Raw genomic sequence first — 17,333 nt, forward strand, 5'->3', positions numbered from 1 at the left:
ACACCGCTGTTCCCGGCCTGCGCCTGCGGCTGCGACCGGTCTCACAAGAGAACCGGCCGTGGCATAGCGCCTATACCCATCAGATGTCGTCGAAGAACCGCTCATGCCAATCCACGATGGGCTGTGGGGTGTTGAGCTTGGCGCCGTAGATCACTGCATAGGACAGCACGTTCTGCACATATTGGCGGGTTTCGTCGAACGGAATGGATTCGACCCATACGTCAAAACTCAGGTGATTCGCACCGCGCAGCCATTGCCGTACGCGCCCGGCACCTGCGTTGTAGGCCGCAGAGGCTAGCACCCGATTGCCGTTGAACTGCCCGTGTACCACGCTGAGGTACGCCGCGCCTAACTGGATGTTGGTGTCAGGGTTGATGACCTGCTGGGGATTGGCCAAAGGAATGCTGAACTTGCGCGCGGTTTCCTTGGCGGTGGCCGGCATGAGCTGCATCAGGCCCATCGCCCCTACCGAAGAGCGGGCGTCGTCCATGAACGCACTTTCCTGGCGCGTGATCGCGAACACCCAGCTTGCATGGATGCCGCGCAGCCGCGCTTCACGCAGCAAGGTGTCCCGGTGGGCCATGGGGAAGCGGATGTTCAGGTCGTCCCAGTACTGGGCCTGGCTGATGGTGCGGATGGCCGGGAAGTACCAGCCCATGTCGTAGGCCAGCTTGGCCTGCGCAACCATCTCATCGCGGTCGAAGTGGCGAGACACGTAATACCATTCACGCCGACCGTCCACGATCTGCCCGCGCTGGTACAGCTCCATGGCCCGGCGTATGCCTGGGGCGTTACGCACGGCGTTCATCTGTGCCTGGGTCAGGGGCAGCGGCTTGTTGGTCAACTGGTAAGGCACCTGGGTACGATCGGCCGCCAGGAAGCCATAGAAGTCCCGCTCCTTGGCAACCGCCTTGTAGAGGACGGGTACTTGAGGGTCGGTTGGCCTGGCCAGCTCCAGTGCGCGGGCCTCCCAGTACTTCCAGCGGTTGGTCTGGGCCAGGCTGGCTGGCAGGCGGCGCGTGAGGTCATAGGCGTCCTGCCAGCGGCCCAGGCGCAGCAGCAGGCGCAAGCGCCATTCACTAACGGTGTCATCGCGCAGGTCTGGATCGTATTGGGTCATAAGGTCCAGCGCACGCGGGTCGTAGCTTCGCGCCAGCCCCAGGCCGATGTCCTTGGCGATGGCCACCTTTTCGTCTGCACCGAAGCGCATGGTGGCGGCATAGCTGTCCAGCAGGCCCATGGCCTTTTCCGGATTCTGCCGCGCCAGACGGCGCAGGCCCAGGCCCACGGCATCTGCCATGGCTTCATCGGCAGGCTGGAAAAGGGCAGGCTTGTCGAGCAGCTCGGGGTTGCGCGCCACATCAAGCAGGCGGCGGCCTTGTGCCTGCAAGGTAGGCAGGCCATCCACCAGGCTGCTGGCCAGTGTGTAGTTGCGAGCCTGCGCGGCCAGGCGCACCCGTTGCCAGCGCTTCTGTTCGGTCAGTTGCCCCTCGGCAGCCCAACGGCCGAACAGCGGGTCGCAGGCCGCCGGCCGGTCCTTGCCACTCAGCCACAGCCGTTCGGCGTTGGCATACCCTTCGGCGCGCAGGCTAGGCTGGGTGAGCTGATATTGCCCGTACAGGCAGTCCAGCTCGGTGAAGTTGAGCTTGCTGTCGTAGTATTTGACGAAGGTAGGCCAATCACCACGCTCGGCCAGCATGCGCAGCCAGCGCAGTTTGAGCCAGTTGATCTGGGGCAGGTCGCCGTGGGCGGTGATGAACGCTTCCACTTCCTCATCGCTGGCGCCCGGAAGGCGCGCCGTGAGTTCGTCATAGGCCAGGTAGGGCTCCACCGGGTAGTCCACCAGCATGGCCTTGTACTGGAAGTAGGGCGCGCTGTTGCCCTTGGCCAATGCGGCCTTGGCCTGGTCGTAATACTGCCGCTGGAGGGTGAGGTCTCCAGCCTGGGCAAAGGGGGTGAAAGCAAGGGCGCCAAGCAGCAGCGCAGGAACCAATGCGGGAACAAGGCGGGACAGTCGACTGCGCATGAGACTTCCGGGAAGCGTACAGATTGGCCGCTAGCTTAGCCTGTTGCCCTCTGCCCCGGAAGCGTGCCAGGTGTTTCGGCATATGCCGCCCGGCGTTTGCTGTGCGCACGCGGTACATCAGGTAAACTGCGCACCGGTTTTTCGGAGAATCTCATGACCCTGCTCAAACTGAGCGATGTTTCCCTTGCATACGGCTCCATGCCGCTGCTCGACAAGGTTTCCTGGCAGATCGCTCGTGGCGAGCGGGTCTGCATCATCGGCCGCAACGGTACGGGCAAGTCCAGCATGCTGCGGCTGGTACGGGGCGATCGCAAACCCGACGATGGGGATATCTGGCGCGCGCCCGGCCTCAAGATCGGCGAGTTGCCCCAGGAACTGCCGCGTGCCGACGACCGTACCGTGTTCGACGTGGTGGCCGAAGGGCTGGCCGGTGTAGGCGAACTGCTTGCGCAGTATCACCACCTGAGCCAGAACATCGTGACCGACGCCGACCTGGATGCGCTGATGCATTGTCAGCAAGAGTTGGAAGCCCGTGACGGTTGGCGCTTGCAGCAACTGGTGGACAGCACCCTGAGCCGGTTGCAGTTGCCCGCAGACAAGACCCTGGCCGAGTTGTCGGGGGGGTGGCGCCGCCGGGTACTGCTCGCCCAGGCCTTGGTGTCCGAGCCTGACCTGCTGCTGCTCGACGAACCCACCAACCATTTGGACATCGGCGCCATCGCCTGGCTTGAAGAAGCGCTGGCCGGGTTTGGCGGCGCTGTGCTGTTCATCACCCACGACCGGGCCTTCCTGCAGAACCTGGCAACACGCATTCTGGAGCTGGACCGCGGTCACCTGATCGACTGGAATGGCGACTACGCCAGCTTCCTGGTGCACAAGGAAGCCGAGCTGGCTGCCGAAGAAACGGCGAATGCCCTGTTCGACAAACGGCTGGCTCAGGAAGAAGTGTGGATTCGCCAAGGCATCAAGGCCCGGCGTACCCGCAACGAAGGCCGTGTGCGTGCGCTCAAGGAGCTGCGCGTGGAGCGGGGCGAGCGCCGCGAGCGCCAGGGCAAGGCCAACATCCAGCTGGACGTGGCAGACAAGTCCGGCAAGCAGGTAATTGCGCTGGAGAACGTCAGCTACGCCCATCCAGGCGGGCCGTTGCTGGTCAAGGACTTCTCCATGGTGTTGCAGCGCCAGGACCGTATCGGCCTGCTGGGCGCCAACGGCACCGGCAAAACGACGCTGCTCAAGCTCATGCTGGGCGACCTTCAGCCTACCGGCGGGAAGGTAGACCAGGGTACGAAGCTGGAAGTGGCCTATTTCGACCAATTGCGCATGCAGCTGGACCTGGAGAAGACCGTGATCGATAACGTGGCCGAAGGCCGCGACTTTATCGAGATAGACGGGCAGAACCGCCACGTACTCAGTTATCTGGGCGATTTCCTGTTCAGCCCCCAGCGAGCACGTACGCCGGTGAAGGCACTGTCGGGAGGCGAGCGCGCACGCCTGCTGCTGGCCAAGCTGTTCAGCAAGCCAGCCAACCTGCTGGTGCTGGACGAACCCACCAACGACCTGGACGTGGAAACCCTGGAGCTGCTTGAAGAAGTACTGTCCAGTTTCAAAGGCACCGTGCTGATGGTCAGCCACGACCGGGCCTTCCTGGACAACGTGGTCACCAGCACCTTGGTCTTTGAAGGTGATGGGCAGGTGCGCGAATACGTAGGCGGGTACCAGGATTGGATTCGCCAGGGTGGCTCCGCCAAGCTGCTGGGCGTTAAGGAAACCAAGCCCCAGAAGGCCGAGCCTGCGCCAGCTGCGCCGGCGGCGGCCCCTGTTGCTGCTGCCCCTGCACCTGCCAAGAAGAAGCTCAGCTACAAGCTTCAGCGGGAACTGGAGGCGCTGCCTGGGCAGATCGAAGCCATGGAAGCGCAGATTGGCGACGTACAGGCCCAGATCGCTTCACCGGCATTTTACCAGCGGCCTGCTGCGGAGACCGCCGCCGTGCTGGCAAGCCTGGAAGACTTGCAGGCTCGCCATGATGTGTTGGTAGAGCGGTGGGCCGAACTGGACGCCTAAGCCTAAGCCTAAGCTTGGGGCAGGGTCAGGCCTTATCGGTCTTGACCCTGTCCAGTTTCACAGCCAACACATCGCAGGGTGCGCCGTGCAATACATCATTGGAGGTTGAGCCCAACAGCAGGCCCAGCCCGTGGCGCCCGTGGCTGCCCACGATGATCATGTCGCACGCCTGCTCCTTGGCCAGCTTGTGGATTTCCTGACGTGGTTGGCCATAGGTCAGGTGGCAATACTGTTCTTCAATTTCCGGGTACTTGGCCCGTAGGGCGAGCATTCGGGCCTTGGCTTGATCGAATTGCTGCTGTTGGAGCTGAGACAGGTCCATTGGCACATCGCCGCCGAACGCCATCGCCATGGGCTCCACGATATGAACCAGGGAGAGTGTTGCCCCAGTGCCTGCGGCAAGCACGCTAGCTCGCTTGATGACCGGGTCGCATTCCTCGGTCAGGTCCACGGCGACGAGGATATGTTGATAGGACATGGCGGTTGCTCCAGGCAAAGGTATGACTTGATTATGGCCCTTTCAAGGTGGACTTGTTCAGTCCGCCGAGGGGTTGTTTGTTAATTGCGGGAGAGTTCTATGACGGTCCTTATAGTCGTGTCAATCCTGGCGGTGATTTTAAGTCCGCTGGCGTGGCTGCGGCCGTCTCGAAAACAGAGTGGTCGCATGGCCTGCCGAATGCATGCCCGCGCTCTAGGGCTGGGCATGCAGTTGGCGCCTCAGCAATGGCCCCACTGGATGCCAGCACACCTGCCTACACCTGCGGCCCAGTACCACAGGCCCCGGCCAGCAACGGCCAGCGGGGAATGGACCTGGTGGCAGCCGGAGCCCGGTCGTTGGGTCAATCAGTGGCGTGAAGACTGCCCGCCGTCGCCCTTGCTGGACCAGCTTCGCTCACTGCCAGGGGATGTGTGGAAGGTACAGGCGGAGCGGCGAATGGTGAGCGCCATCTGGGGCGAGGGCGCGGGTATAGACCAGGCCGAGCGCCTGGATAGCGTGCTCAGGTCCCTGGCAAGCACGTAGCATCAGACACGGAACTGTCGCAGCGCCGCATTGAGCTGCTCGCTCAGGGCTTTCATGTCCACGCTGGTACGGCTGGATTGCTCGGCGGCACTGGCGGTGTCTTGGGACAGCTCGGTGGCCTGGGCTACATTTCCGTCGATGTCTTCGATCGCCTGGCGCTGTTGCGCCGTGGCGGTGGCAATAGCACTGTTGAGGGTGTTCAGGTTACGCAACCCCTGCACCACCCATTCAAGGCTGCGACCGGCGTCACTGGCCAGATCGATGGTGAGCTGCGAGGCCTGGCTGCTTTCATTGATCACGTTCACCGCCGCCTCGGAATGATGCTGCAAGCGTTCGGTCATGGCCTGGATCTGCGCCGTAGACTTCTGGGTACGCTGCGCCAGCAACCGGACTTCATCCGCCACCACAGCAAACCCACGGCCTTGTTCGCCTGCCCGGGCCGCCTCAATGGCCGCGTTGAGGGCCAGCAAGTTGGTTTGCTCTGCAATGGCGCTGATAACGTCTAACACACCGCCTATTTCTGTGCTTTCTTCCGATAGCGTACGAATCACCTTAACGGCCTGGGCAATGGTGCCAGACAACTGATCGATCTGACGAACGCTGTTCTCAATGCTTGCTTTCCCTTCGCGGGCCTGTGACTCGGCAGTATGCATTTCACTGGCAGCCTGTTCAGCCGTGCGTGCTACCGCTTGGACGCCTTGGGTCACATCAGTCATGGCCGTGGCCACCAGGTCCATTTGCGCACATTGGTGCGCACTGCTGGACTGGGCCTCAAGGGCGGTGGTACCCAAGGCCTGCGCAGAACGGCCAAGCTGGTCTGCAGACGCCTGAAGGTGGCCGATCAGCCCGCGCATTTTCCGCGTAAAGCCATTGAAGTGCCGGCTTAACTGGGTGATTTCATCATTGCCGCTGGCCTGAAGCTCCTGGGTGAGGTCACCTTCGCCGCTGGCGATATTAGCCAGGGCGGTCACAGACGCCTCAAGCGGTCGGACAATGCTGCGGGCTATCAGAATGATCGCTAGCGCCAGTGCAAATGCGATGAACAGGCCGGCTACGGCCACCTGGATCGCTTGAGCCACAAATTCGGCCTCCACATCATCCACGTACACGCCAGAGCCGATCACCCAGCCCCATGGCTGGAACAGTTGTACGTAGGAGGTCTTGGCCACTGGCGCAGTCGCACCCGGTTTGGGCCAGCGGTAGTTCACCATGCCGGCACCCTTGGCTTTGGCAAGGGCTACCATTTCATTGAAAACGGCAAACCCGTCCGGGTCCCGGATAGCGGACAGGTCCTGGCCTTCGAGCTTGCTGTTGGTGGGGTGCATCACCATCACCGGGCGCAGGTCGTTGATCCAGAAATAGTCTGTACCGCCGTAGCGCAGGCCGCGGATAGCCGCAATGGCTTGCTGCTGGGCTTGGCCCTGAGTGAGCGCCCCGGACTTTTCCAGCCCGTTGAAGTACTCCAGCAGGCCAGTCGCGGTCTGCACCACATGCATGGTTTTCAGCGCCTTGGCACGGTAGAGGTCGTCATGAATCTGCTTGAGCATTACCAGGCCCAGCGCCGCGACCATGCCCACCGCCAGTACCAGGATCAACCACAGCCGTCGGCTGATGGAAAAATTGCGTAACAGGTTCATGAACGGTCTCCGGGCTGTGGTGCAACAGGGCAGGGCAACGGCACTGGCAGTATCAACGGTGTCGGCGGCACGCCCGGCAAACTTGAGCGAAGGGGCGAGTGATTGACAATCTTCGGCTTTTCGCTGAAGGTGTGCACACCCGAATCAAACGGGCGTATGAATCGGTCGTTTGTCACCGTATCCATTCCCCGAACGCGTGCCGGCGGGTAAGCCGCAAGGCTGCTCTGGCACGTCTCGTTCAGCTTCCATTCCTGGAGATCAGTTGATGATTTACGAAGGTAAAGCCATCACGGTTAAGGCTCTTGAAAGTGGCATCGTCGAACTCGCCTTCGACCTCAAGGGTGAGTCCGTCAACAAGTTCAACCGCTTGACCCTCACCGAGTTGCGTGAGGCTGTGGAGGCCATCAAGGCTGATTCATCGGTCAAGGGCGTGTTGGTCACCAGTGGCAAGGACGTGTTCATCGTCGGTGCCGATATCACTGAGTTCGTCGACAACTTCAAGCTGCCCGAAGCCGAGCTGACGGCTGCCACCCTGGACGTAAACCGGATTTTCAGCGCCTTCGAAGACCTGCCATGCCCCACCTTGGTAGCCATTAACGGCATTGCGCTGGGCGGTGGCCTCGAAATGGCGCTAGCGGCAGACTTTCGCGTAATGTCCACGGCTGCCAAGATTGGCCTGCCAGAAGTGAAGCTGGGGATCTATCCAGGCTTTGGCGGTACCGTTCGCCTGCCACGGTTGATCGGTGTGGACAACGCCATCGAATGGATTGCCTCCGGCAAGGAGCAGCGCCCAGACGACGCCTTGAAAGTGCGTGCCGTAGACGTAGTGGTAGCACCTGAGCAATTGCGCAACGCGGCGTTGGACCTGTTGGGCCGCGCCATCTCCGGTGAGATCGACTACTTGGCCCGCCGCCAGCCGAAGCTGGAAAAACTCAAGCTCAATGCCATTGAACAGATGATGGCATTCGAAACGGCCAAAGGCTTTGTGGCGGGTCAGGCCGGGCCTAATTACCCGGCGCCTGTCGAAGCCATCAAAACCCTGCAGAAAGCCGCCAACTTCGGCCGGGACAAGGCGCTGGAAATCGAAGCCGCCGGCTTTGTGAAAATGGCAAAAACGCCTGCATCCGCGAGCTTGATCGGGCTGTTCCTGAACGATCAGGAGCTCAAGCGCAAGGCCAAGCACTACGATAAGCAGGCCGCTGACGTGAAGCAGGCCGCTGTGTTGGGTGCCGGTATCATGGGGGGCGGTATCGCCTACCAATCGGCGTCCAAGGGCACGCCTATCCTGATGAAGGATATCAACGAGAAAGGGCTCGAACAGGGGCTGAACGAAGCGTCCAAGCTGCTGGGTAAACTGGTGGAGAAGGGGCGCCTGACCACGGACAAAATGGCCGTTGCACTCAACGCTATCCGCCCGACCTTGTCCTATGGCGATTTCGGCCAGGTAGACATCGTGGTCGAAGCCGTGGTCGAGAACCCCAAAGTCAAGCAGGCGGTACTGGCTGAAGTCGAAAACCATGTGAAGGACGGCACCGTGCTGGCCTCCAACACCTCCACCATTTCCATCAACCTGCTGGCCAAGGCGCTCAAGCACCCGGAAAACTTCGTGGGCATGCACTTCTTCAACCCGGTGCACATGATGCCCCTGGTCGAAGTGATCCGTGGCGAACACTCCAGCGAGCAAGCGGTGGCAACTACCGTCGCCTACGCCAAGAAGATGGGGAAGAACCCCATCGTGGTCAACGACTGCCCAGGCTTTCTGGTCAACCGTGTGTTGTTCCCTTACTTCGGCGGGTTCGCCAAACTGGTCAGCGCCGGTGTGGATTTCGTACGTATCGACAAAGTGATGGAAAAGTTCGGCTGGCCCATGGGCCCGGCCTACCTGATGGACGTCGTGGGCATTGACACAGGCCACCATGGTCGTGATGTGATGGCTGAAGGCTTCCCAGACCGCATGAAAGATGACCGTCGCAGTGCCATCGACGCCCTGTACGATGCAAACCGCCTGGGGCAGAAGAACGGCAAGGGCTTCTACGCCTATGAAACCGACAAGCGTGGAAAACCTAAAAAGGTAACTGACGCGGCGGTGCTGGACCTGCTCAAGCCAATCATGCATGAGCAGCGTGAGGTTAGCGACGACGATATCCTCAACTGGATGATGATTCCGTTGTGCCTGGAAACCGTGCGCTGCCTGGAAGACGGTATCGTGGAAACCGCTGCCGAGGCGGACATGGGCCTGGTGTATGGCATTGGCTTCCCTCCCTTCCGAGGCGGCGCCTTGCGGTACATCGATGCGGTAGGCGTGGCCGAGTTCGTTGCCATGGCTGACCGTTACGCTGACCTGGGCCCGCTGTACCAACCCACCGAGAAGCTGCGCGAAATGGCCCGCACCGGCCAGCGTTTCTTTGGCTGAGCCGCCCGACAACAGAGCGAGATTTGCACGATGAGCCTGAATCCAAGAGATGTGGTGATTGTCGACTTCGGTCGTACACCCATGGGCCGCTCCAAGGGCGGCATGCATCGCAATACCCGCGCCGAGAACCTGTCGGCCACCTTGATCGATCAATTGCTGGCACGTAACCCAGGGGTCGATCCCAAAGAAGTCGAAGACGTGATCTGGGGCTGTGTGAACCAGACCCTTGAGCAGGGCTGGAACATCGCCCGCATGGCGTCGCTGATGACCCGCATCCCGCACACGGCGGCAGCGCAAACCGTCAGCCGCCTGTGTGGCTCGTCCATGAGTGCCTTGCACACGGCTGCCCAGGCGATTCAGACCGGCAATGGCGATGTGTTCGTGATCGGTGGCGTGGAGCACATGGGGCACGTGAGCATGATGCACGGCGTGGACCCTAACCCGCAGATGTCGCTGCATGCTGCCAAGGCCGCGGGCATGATGGGCCTGACCGCCGAGCTGCTGGGCAAGATGCACGGCATTACTCGCGAGCAGCAGGACGCCTTTGGTGTTCGTTCCCATCAGCTGGCGCACAAGGCCACGGTGGAAGGTTTGTTCAAGAACGAAATCATCCCGATGGAAGGCTACGACGAAAACGGCTTCCTGAAGGTGTTCGATTACGACGAGACCATTCGCCCCGAAACCACCCTCGAAGGGCTTGCGGCACTTAAGCCAGCGTTCAACCCCAAAGGCGGCACTGTTACGGCGGGTACCTCGTCGCAGATCACGGACGGTGCCTCCTGCATGATCGTCATGTCTGCACAGCGTGCCAAGGACCTGGGCCTGCAGCCCATGGCCGTCATTCGCGCCATGGCCGTGGCCGGTGTAGACCCGTCGATCATGGGCTATGGTCCCGTACCGGCCACCCAGAAAGCGCTCAAGCGGGCGGGCCTTACAGTCGCGGACATCGATTGCTTTGAGCTGAACGAGGCCTTCGCTGCCCAGGCACTGCCGGTGCTGAAGGACCTGAAAGTGCTGGACAAGATGGACGAAAAGGTCAACCTTCATGGCGGTGCAATCGCCTTGGGTCATCCTTTTGGTTGCTCAGGTGCCCGCATTTCCGGCACTCTGCTTAACGTTATGAAGCAAAAGGGTGCGACGCTCGGCGTGGCTACCATGTGTATCGGGTTGGGGCAGGGCATCACTACGGTGTTCGAGCGCGTCTGATCGCAGTGGTGGTGAAAACCGGGGCCTCGTGCCCCGGTTTTTGTTTCAAGTATTTTCAAATGAGAGGCGGCATATGCTGTTACAACCTGGCATCTATCGGCACTACAAAGGGCCGGAGTACCGTGTATTCGGCGTTGCGCGCCACTCGGAGACCGAGCAACAGGTGGTCTGCTATCAAGCGCTATACGGAGAATTTGGCCTCTGGGTTCGCCCTTTGGACATGTTTATGGAGTCGGTAGAGGTTGACGGCGAGCAGGTCCCGCGCTTTGCTTTGGTGCAAGCCGAGGCGAGCCTTTTTGAATCGGCACCGAGTAGTGGCGTTTAGTTACTACGCTTGACCTCGCTCAGTTGCCACTATATATAGCGGGGCCTCGAAAGGCGTCGCCGCCTTTTCTTTCTGTTTTTTAGGAATCTTCCGATCCATGGGAAAATCGCTGGTCATTGTGGAATCCCCGGCCAAGGCCAAGACGATCAACAAGTACCTGGGCAACCAGTACGTGGTGAAGTCCAGTATCGGCCATATCCGAGACTTGCCCACCAGCGGTTCGTCCACCACCAAGGAGCCCGCTGCTCGCAAGGCCAAGACGGCTGGCGAAGCGCCCACCCTTACGCCCCGGGAAAAAGCCCGGCGGCAATTGGTGGCACGCATGGGGGTAGATCCCGACCACGGCTGGAAGGCCAAGTACGAAATTCTTCCAGGCAAGGAAAAAGTCATCGAAGAGCTGCGCAAGCTCGCCAAGGATGCCGACACCATCTACCTCGCGACCGACTTGGATCGCGAAGGGGAGGCCATTGCCTGGCATCTGCGCGAAGCCATTGGCGGTGACGACAGCCGCTACAAGCGCGTGGTATTCAACGAGATCACTAAAAAAGCTATTCAGGAAGCGTTTTCGCAGCCTGGCCAGCTAGACATCGACCGCGTAAACGCTCAGCAAGCGCGTCGCTTCCTCGACCGCGTAGTGGGCTACATGGTGTCCCCGCTGCTGTGGCAGAAAATCGCCCGTGGCCTGTCTGCCGGCCGTGTCCAGTCCGTGGCAGTGAAACTTGTGGTGGAGCGCGAGCGCGAAATCCGGGCGTTCATTCCTCAGGAGTACTGGGAGCTGCATGCAGACCTGGCCAGTTCCAAGGCCAAGGTCCGCTTCGAGGTGGCACGTGAGCATGGCGAAGCGTTCAAGCCGCTCAATGAAGCCCAGGCCATGGCCGCCGTGGCCAAGCTCAAGGCTTCCAGCTACAGCGTGGCCAAGCGCGAAGACAAGCCCACCAGCAGCAAGCCGTCGGCGCCCTTCATCACGTCTACCTTGCAGCAGGCGGCCAGCAACCGGCTTGGTTTTGGGGTAAAGAAAACCATGATGATGGCCCAGCGCTTGTACGAGGCGGGCTACATCACTTACATGCGTACCGACTCTACCAACCTGTCGGTAGATGCGCTGGACATGGCGCGTGCTTACATCGAAAGCAACTTTGGCAAGCAATACCTGCCAGCGAGCCCTAATGTCTACGGCAGCAAGGAAGGCGCTCAAGAGGCGCACGAAGCCATCCGCCCTTCGGATGTCAACCTGCACCCCTCGCAACTCAGCGGCATGGAGCGGGATGCCGAGCGGCTGTATGAGCTGATCTGGCGGCAGTTCCTGGCCTGCCAGATGCCACCGGCGCAATACCTCTCCAGTACGATCACCGTGTCCGCAGGTGACTTTGAGTTGCGCGCCAAGGGCCGAATTCTCAAGTTCGATGGCTATACCAAGGTGCTGCCTCAGGTCAGTAAGCCTGGCGAAGATGACGTGCTGCCGGATATGGCGCAGGGTGAAGCCCTGAAGCTGCTTGAGCTGGACCCTACCCAGCACTTCACCAAGCCGCCGGCACGGTTCTCGGAAGCCAGCCTGGTCAAGGAGATGGAAAAGCGTGGCATCGGCCGGCCTTCTACCTATGCCGCCATCATCTCTACCATCCAGGATCGGGGCTATGTGACGTTGCACAATCGCCGGTTCTATTCGGAAAAGATGGGCGATATTGTGACCGAGCGCCTGGGTGAGAGCTTTGCGAATCTGATGGATTACGGGTTCACCGCCGGTATGGAAGAGCACCTGGACGACGTCGCCCATGGTGAGCGCGATTGGAAAAACGTGCTGGACGAGTTCTATGACGACTTCCGCAGCAAGCTGGAGGTCGCCGAAGCCAGCGAAAACGGTATGCGCGCCAACCAGCCGACCCTCACCGATATTCCCTGCAAGGAATGTGGCCGGCCCATGATGATCCGTACGGCGTCTACCGGGGTTTTCCTGGGATGCTCCGGATACAGCCTGCCGCCCAAGGAGCGTTGCAAGTCCACGCTTAACCTGGTGCCTGGGGATGAAATTGCCGCCGACGATGAGGGTGAGTCTGAATCTCGCGTGCTGTTGAACAAACACCGTTGCCCAATCTGCGCCACGGCGATGGATGCTTACCTGCTGGACGAAAAACGAAAGCTCCATATCTGCGGTAACAACCCGGACTGCCCAGGTTATGAAATTGAGGAAGGCAGCTTCCGCATCAAGGGCTACGAAGGGCCAAGCATTCAGTGCGACAAGTGCGGCAGTGAGATGCAGCTCAAGACCGGCCGGTTCGGCAAGTTCTTCGGCTGTACCAACGCAGCCTGTAAAAATACGCGCAAACTGTTGAAGAACGGTGAAGCAGCACCGCCAAAAATGGATGCGGTGAAGATGCCGGAGCTCAAATGTGAAAAGGTGGATGACACCTATGTGCTGCGTGACGGTGCTTCGGGCCTCTTCCTGGCCGCCAGCCAGTTCCCAAAGAACCGTGAAACCCGCGCGCCTCTGGTACGCGAGCTGCTGCCTCACAAGGACGAGATCGACCCCAAGTACCACTTCTTGTTTGACGCACCTGTAAAAGACCCAGAAGGGCGCTTCTCGGTTATCCGTTACAGCCGTAAGAACAAGGAGCAATACGTACAGACCGAGGTTGACGGCAAGCCAACGGGTTGGCGCGCCTTCTTCGACGGCAAGGCGTGGAAGGTTGAAGACAAGCGTTCAAGCTAACAGGCGTCACGCCCGGAGGTTTACATGGCCTATGAGCTCTACACCCGCACTAACCAAAAGCTGTATTTTGCGGGCATTGCCTTGGAAGCCTTGGCAAAGGCCGAAGAGGGGACAGTGATAAACGCCGCTGCGCTGGCCCAGGCCGAGCGTGAAGCGGCGCTGTTTCACCTCTACGGCGCCTTGTTAGGCTTGTGTCACGAAATTGCCGGGTACTACCATTTGGCAGGGGCCTCTTCTGTGCAGGCTGAGGTATTCCTCACGTCAGAGGCGCTGGCAGCGGCGCCTAACCCGCAGTTGGGAGAGCTGGTGGAGCTGGCAGGCAACCGCGATACCTGGTTGGCCACCTTGCTGAAGGCATACGGCGCTCTATGGCAGCCGCCCCGTGCGCCTAGCAAACCCAAAGGGGATGTGACAAAGCCTTTGATTCAGGCGATCAACCTGGACGCGCCTGCACCAGCTCCCGAGTTGACGCGTGAAACGATGGAAGGCTGGCGCCAACAGCTGAAATCGCTGGCGTTACGGTTCCGTGATGGCCTAAGTGAGTGCTGATCTGCTCACTGGCTGTTACAATGGCCATCTTTCCTGGAGAACCGTTCCTTTATGTCTACGTCTTTTCTTGAAATTGTCGAACTTCCGGATGGCAGGATAGAACTCCGCCGCGCCGAAGACGAAGGCTCACTGGTCACGCTCAACTTCTCGGAAGATGCTAAAGCCTTCCTTCATGGTCAACATGTTGAGGTGGCGAAAGCCATGCTGAGCGTAGGTGTCCAGATGGCCGGGAAAATGGTCGAAGGCGATTTCGACCATGGCGAAGGGCCTCGTGTTCTGCACTAAGGCCTGGTGCTGATTTAGCCTAAACGAATATTAAGGCTTTGCGCGTCGCCCTGGCGCGCAGCAGCAACCAGTTGCTGGCGCCCCATACTGCTCAAAGGGTTTACCCAACTCACTACTGTATGGCTTTTGCCAAGCCGCAGCGCCTCGCAGGCCAATTGGTGCGGCGTTTGGCTAGCGCGTGGTTGCAGCAACAGAATGCGTTCGCGGTTCAACCCGGCTTCTCTTAGCCAGCTTTGGGTAAGGCTTGTAGGAGGGGCGATCAATGTGAGCCACCGCATGTGCTCGCCGTCGCTCAGCTCACGCAGCATTGGAGCGAGAAGGCCAAGGCAGCTCCCAGTTGCGCCACGCAGGCTTAGCTCACTGAACACTTCTGGCGCTTGCAGTGGCCACGCCTCTTCTGGGGCTTTCTGAAAAGCCCCAGGGGGCGCGATAAAGGCTTCGAACAACGACAGCTGAGTATGCTTGACGCTATCAGGCGTTACCGGGGAAAACTGCATTGCCACCTCCTGTTATCGGCGGATAACGCCAACGCTGAGCCCTTCAATGACCAGATCCTGTTTGCGCAGGTCAACCTCGATTGGAGCAAAATCAGGGTTTTCGGCCAGTAACTGGACTTTATGGCCTTCTCGTTTGAAGCGTTTCACCGTCACTTCATCGCCCAGGCGTGCCACGACGATCTGGCCGTTGAGTGCTTCCCGGCAGGTGTGAACGGCCAGCAAATCGCCGTCCATGATGCCTACGTCCTTCATGCTCATGCCGTGCACCCGTAGCAGGTAGTCGGCCTTGGGGCTGAAGAAGGCAGGGTTGATGCTGCAGGTGGTTTCGATGTGTTGTTCGGCAAGAATAGGCGCCCCTGCTGCCACACGGCCGATAACCGGCAAGGTGGAGTCGTTTGCCACTTTAGGCTCGGCGCCGGGAATGCGAATGCCGCGAGAGGCCCCTGGCGTCATTTCGATAGCGCCTTTGCGCGCGAGTGCCTTGAGGTGCTCTTCGGCAGCGTTAGGCGATTTAAACCCCAGCTCTTGTGCGATCTCTGCACGTGTAGGGGGGAAGCCGTTATCGTCGAGGCAACGCTTGATGAAAACAAGGATTTCGGCCTGACGTGGCGTAAGTTTCTGCATGGCGTTGGCTCTGGCTTTTTGTACAGTGACTGGGATTATATACAGTATTATGAGCTTGGCAATAGCCCTAGCGGCTAGGGCATTGCTTGAACACGGCGCTGTATGACTGGAAACTATGTGACTTCGCTTGACATCTCAGGCGGGGCGAACGTATGTTTCAAACACTTGTTTGTCAGCTGGAGTACCCATGGCACAGTCGGAAACCGTGGAGCGCATTCTTGATGCCGCCGAGCAATTGTTCGCGGAAAAAGGATTTGCTGAAACGTCCCTGCGCCTTATTACCGGCAAGGCAGGCGTCAACCTCGCTGCGGTAAACTACCACTTCGGCTCGAAGAAGGCGCTGATACAAGCGGTGTTCTCCCGTTTCCTAGGGCCATTCTGCTCCAGCCTGGATCGTGAGCTGGAACGCCGCGCGGCGCGCCCGGACCACAAGGCCAGCCTTGAGGAATTGCTGGAAATTCTCGTGGATCAGGCCATGTCGGTCCAGCCCCGCAGTAACAATGACCTTTCCACGTTCATGCGCCTGCTGGGCCTGGCCTTCAGCGAAAGCCAGGGGCACCTGCGCCGCTACCTGGAAGACATGTATGGCAAGGTGTTCCGCCGCTACATGCTGCTGGTCAATGAGGCCGCACCGCGTATTCCGGCCCTGGAGCTGTTCTGGCGCGTGCATTTCATGCTGGGTGCCGCTGCTTTCAGCATGTCGGGTATCAAAGCGCTGAGAGCCATTGCCGAAAATGACTTTGGCGTAGACACCTCCATCGAACAGGTCATGCGCTTGATGGTGCCGTTCCTGGCTGCCGGCATGCGCGCTGACAGCGGTGTCAGCGACCCGGCCATGTCCACTGCCCAGCTACGCCCCCGCACCAAGGCCGCCGTCAAGGCCTGACCTGCCGAGACAGCTTGGCGCGTATTGGGTACAGTAGCGGCCCTGCTGTCTTTCCAAGGATTTTCAATGAGCGCCAGCCTTCAAGGCTCTCTGATGGTCGACGTTGCCGGCACATGGCTGACGGCAGACGACCGTCACCTGCTGCGCCAGCCCCAAGTGGGCGGCCTTATTCTTTTCGCCCGCAATATTGAACATCCGCGCCAGGTGCGTGACCTGTGTGCGAGCATTCGTGCCATACGGCCAGACCTTATATTGGCAGTGGACCAGGAGGGTGGAAGGGTACAGCGCTTGCGCCAAGGGTTTGTGCGCCTGCCTGCACCGGGGCATATCGCCCAGGCTGCCAGCGGAGACGCTGCGCAGGCACTGGCCCAAGCCTGCGGCTGGATCATGGCAACCGAAGTGCTGGCTGCAGGCCTTGACCTTAGCTTTGCACCGGTCCTGGACCTGAACCATGGTCGCAGCGCCGTGATTGGCACCCGTGCCTTTGGTGGTGACGTAGGCGTGGCAACTGTATTGGCCGGGGCCTTTATCGAGGGCATGAACCAGGCGGGCATGGCCGCGTGTGGCAAGCACTTCCCGGGCCACGGCTGGGCCGAGGCGGACTCCCATGTGGCCATTCCGGTCGATGACCGCCCCCTGGAAACATTGCGTGCTGTGGACATGCAGCCGTTCATTCGATTGCGCCATCGGTTAGCGGCGGTAATGCCTGCGCATGTGATCTATCCCGCAGTGGATAGCGGGCCCGCAGGTTTCTCCCGCCGTTGGCTGCAAGGCATCCTGCGTACAGAGCTGGGGTTTGAAGGTGTGATTTTCAGCGATGACCTGTCCATGGCGGGTGCCCACGTGGTGGGGGATGCTGCCGCACGCATCGAAGCGGCCTTGGTAGCGGGTTGCGACATGGGCCTGGTGTGCAACGATCGGGCAGCGGCCGAGCTGGCCTTGAGCGCCGCCCAGCGCCTGGGTGTGGCTCCATCGCCGCGGATGGGCGGCATGCGTCGCCGCGCCTTCGTAACCTCTGACTATAAACAGCAGCCTCGCTGGCTAGACGCGCTCAATGCGCTACGCCAGGCGGGCCTGCTGGAACCTGGAGCCTGAA

General features: G+C 60.3%; 15 protein-coding genes and 1 pseudogene. 10 read left to right on the top strand and 6 right to left on the bottom strand.

Annotated elements, in window-relative coordinates; all coding sequences use genetic code 11:
- Positions 1-79 precede the first annotated feature (79 nt).
- Positions 80-2,026, bottom strand: a complete 1,947-nt coding sequence (locus tag HBH25_RS12405) for a transglycosylase SLT domain-containing protein (RefSeq protein ID WP_168084220.1) — start codon at positions 2,024-2,026, stop codon at positions 80-82.
- A 153-nt stretch (positions 2,027-2,179) separates the two neighbouring features.
- Here HBH25_RS12405 and HBH25_RS12410 point away from each other — a divergent pair, with 153 nt between their 5' ends.
- Positions 2,180-4,087, top strand: coding sequence for an ATP-binding cassette domain-containing protein (locus HBH25_RS12410; RefSeq protein WP_168084221.1), 1,908 nt, complete (start codon positions 2,180-2,182; stop codon positions 4,085-4,087).
- A gap of 25 nt (positions 4,088-4,112) precedes the next feature.
- Here HBH25_RS12410 and HBH25_RS12415 read toward each other — a convergent pair whose 3' ends face one another.
- Complete coding sequence (locus tag HBH25_RS12415) at positions 4,113-4,565, bottom strand: universal stress protein (RefSeq protein ID WP_168084222.1); 453 nt, start codon at positions 4,563-4,565, stop codon at positions 4,113-4,115.
- A gap of 99 nt (positions 4,566-4,664) precedes the next feature.
- Between HBH25_RS12415 and HBH25_RS12420 the strand changes: the two genes are divergently transcribed.
- Positions 4,665-5,108: a hypothetical protein gene (locus HBH25_RS12420; RefSeq protein WP_168084223.1), complete on the top strand. Its 444-nt coding sequence runs from the start codon at positions 4,665-4,667 to the stop codon at positions 5,106-5,108.
- A gap of 2 nt (positions 5,109-5,110) precedes the next feature.
- Here the strand turns inward: HBH25_RS12420 and HBH25_RS23750 are convergent, their stop codons facing one another.
- Together HBH25_RS23750 and HBH25_RS23755 are read right to left on the bottom strand one after the other, a co-directional pair.
- The gene (locus HBH25_RS23750) at positions 5,111-5,962 is read right to left on the bottom strand and encodes a methyl-accepting chemotaxis protein (RefSeq protein WP_420708487.1); all 852 of its coding nucleotides are present in this window, start codon (positions 5,960-5,962) and stop codon (positions 5,111-5,113) included.
- A gap of 12 nt (positions 5,963-5,974) precedes the next feature.
- A pseudogene (locus HBH25_RS23755) lies at positions 5,975-6,745 on the bottom strand (cache domain-containing protein); the annotation flags it as partial.
- A 265-nt stretch (positions 6,746-7,010) separates the two neighbouring features.
- Between HBH25_RS23755 and fadB the strand changes: the two are divergent.
- From fadB to HBH25_RS12455, 6 genes are all read left to right on the top strand, one after another.
- A complete protein-coding gene (fadB, locus tag HBH25_RS12430; RefSeq protein ID WP_168084225.1) occupies positions 7,011-9,158 on the top strand; it encodes a fatty acid oxidation complex subunit alpha FadB in 2,148 nt (715 codons plus the stop codon).
- 30 nt (positions 9,159-9,188) lie between these two features.
- Positions 9,189-10,364 (top strand): acetyl-CoA C-acyltransferase FadA, encoded by a 1,176-nt coding sequence (gene fadA / locus HBH25_RS12435; RefSeq protein WP_168084226.1) that lies wholly within the window; start codon positions 9,189-9,191, stop codon positions 10,362-10,364.
- A 73-nt stretch (positions 10,365-10,437) separates the two neighbouring features.
- Positions 10,438-10,689, top strand: a complete 252-nt coding sequence (locus HBH25_RS12440) for a DUF1653 domain-containing protein (RefSeq protein WP_168084227.1) — start codon at positions 10,438-10,440, stop codon at positions 10,687-10,689.
- A 97-nt stretch (positions 10,690-10,786) separates the two neighbouring features.
- The gene (gene topA, locus HBH25_RS12445; RefSeq protein WP_168084228.1) at positions 10,787-13,396 is read left to right on the top strand and encodes a type I DNA topoisomerase; all 2,610 of its coding nucleotides are present in this window, start codon (positions 10,787-10,789) and stop codon (positions 13,394-13,396) included.
- A 24-nt stretch (positions 13,397-13,420) separates the two neighbouring features.
- Positions 13,421-13,945 carry a DUF6586 family protein gene (locus HBH25_RS12450; protein WP_168084229.1) on the top strand — a complete coding sequence of 175 codons (525 nt, stop codon included), beginning with the start codon at positions 13,421-13,423 and terminating at the stop codon, positions 13,943-13,945.
- A gap of 51 nt (positions 13,946-13,996) precedes the next feature.
- A complete protein-coding gene (locus HBH25_RS12455) occupies positions 13,997-14,230 on the top strand; it encodes a hypothetical protein (protein WP_168084230.1) in 234 nt (77 codons plus the stop codon).
- 14 nt (positions 14,231-14,244) lie between these two features.
- On the opposite strand, the gene sulA is transcribed toward HBH25_RS12455, so the two are convergent.
- Together sulA and lexA are read right to left on the bottom strand one after the other, a co-directional pair.
- Positions 14,245-14,727 carry an SOS-induced cell division inhibitor SulA gene (sulA, locus tag HBH25_RS12460; protein ID WP_168084231.1) on the bottom strand — a complete coding sequence of 161 codons (483 nt, stop codon included), beginning with the start codon at positions 14,725-14,727 and terminating at the stop codon, positions 14,245-14,247.
- 12 nt (positions 14,728-14,739) lie between these two features.
- Complete coding sequence (gene lexA, locus HBH25_RS12465) at positions 14,740-15,351, bottom strand: transcriptional repressor LexA (RefSeq protein WP_168084232.1); 612 nt, start codon at positions 15,349-15,351, stop codon at positions 14,740-14,742.
- Between the two features lie 187 nt (positions 15,352-15,538).
- Between lexA and HBH25_RS12470 the strand changes: the two genes are divergently transcribed.
- Entirely contained in the window at positions 15,539-16,237 is a 699-nt protein-coding gene (locus HBH25_RS12470; RefSeq protein ID WP_168084233.1) for a TetR/AcrR family transcriptional regulator, read from the top strand.
- A gap of 66 nt (positions 16,238-16,303) precedes the next feature.
- Positions 16,304-17,332, top strand: coding sequence for a beta-N-acetylhexosaminidase (gene nagZ / locus HBH25_RS12475; protein ID WP_168084234.1), 1,029 nt, complete (start codon positions 16,304-16,306; stop codon positions 17,330-17,332).
- Position 17,333: the final 1 nt, after the last annotated feature.

This window comes from Pseudomonas quercus, assembly GCF_012033695.1.
Taxonomy (GTDB): Bacteria; Pseudomonadota; Gammaproteobacteria; order Pseudomonadales; family Pseudomonadaceae; genus Aquipseudomonas; species Aquipseudomonas quercus.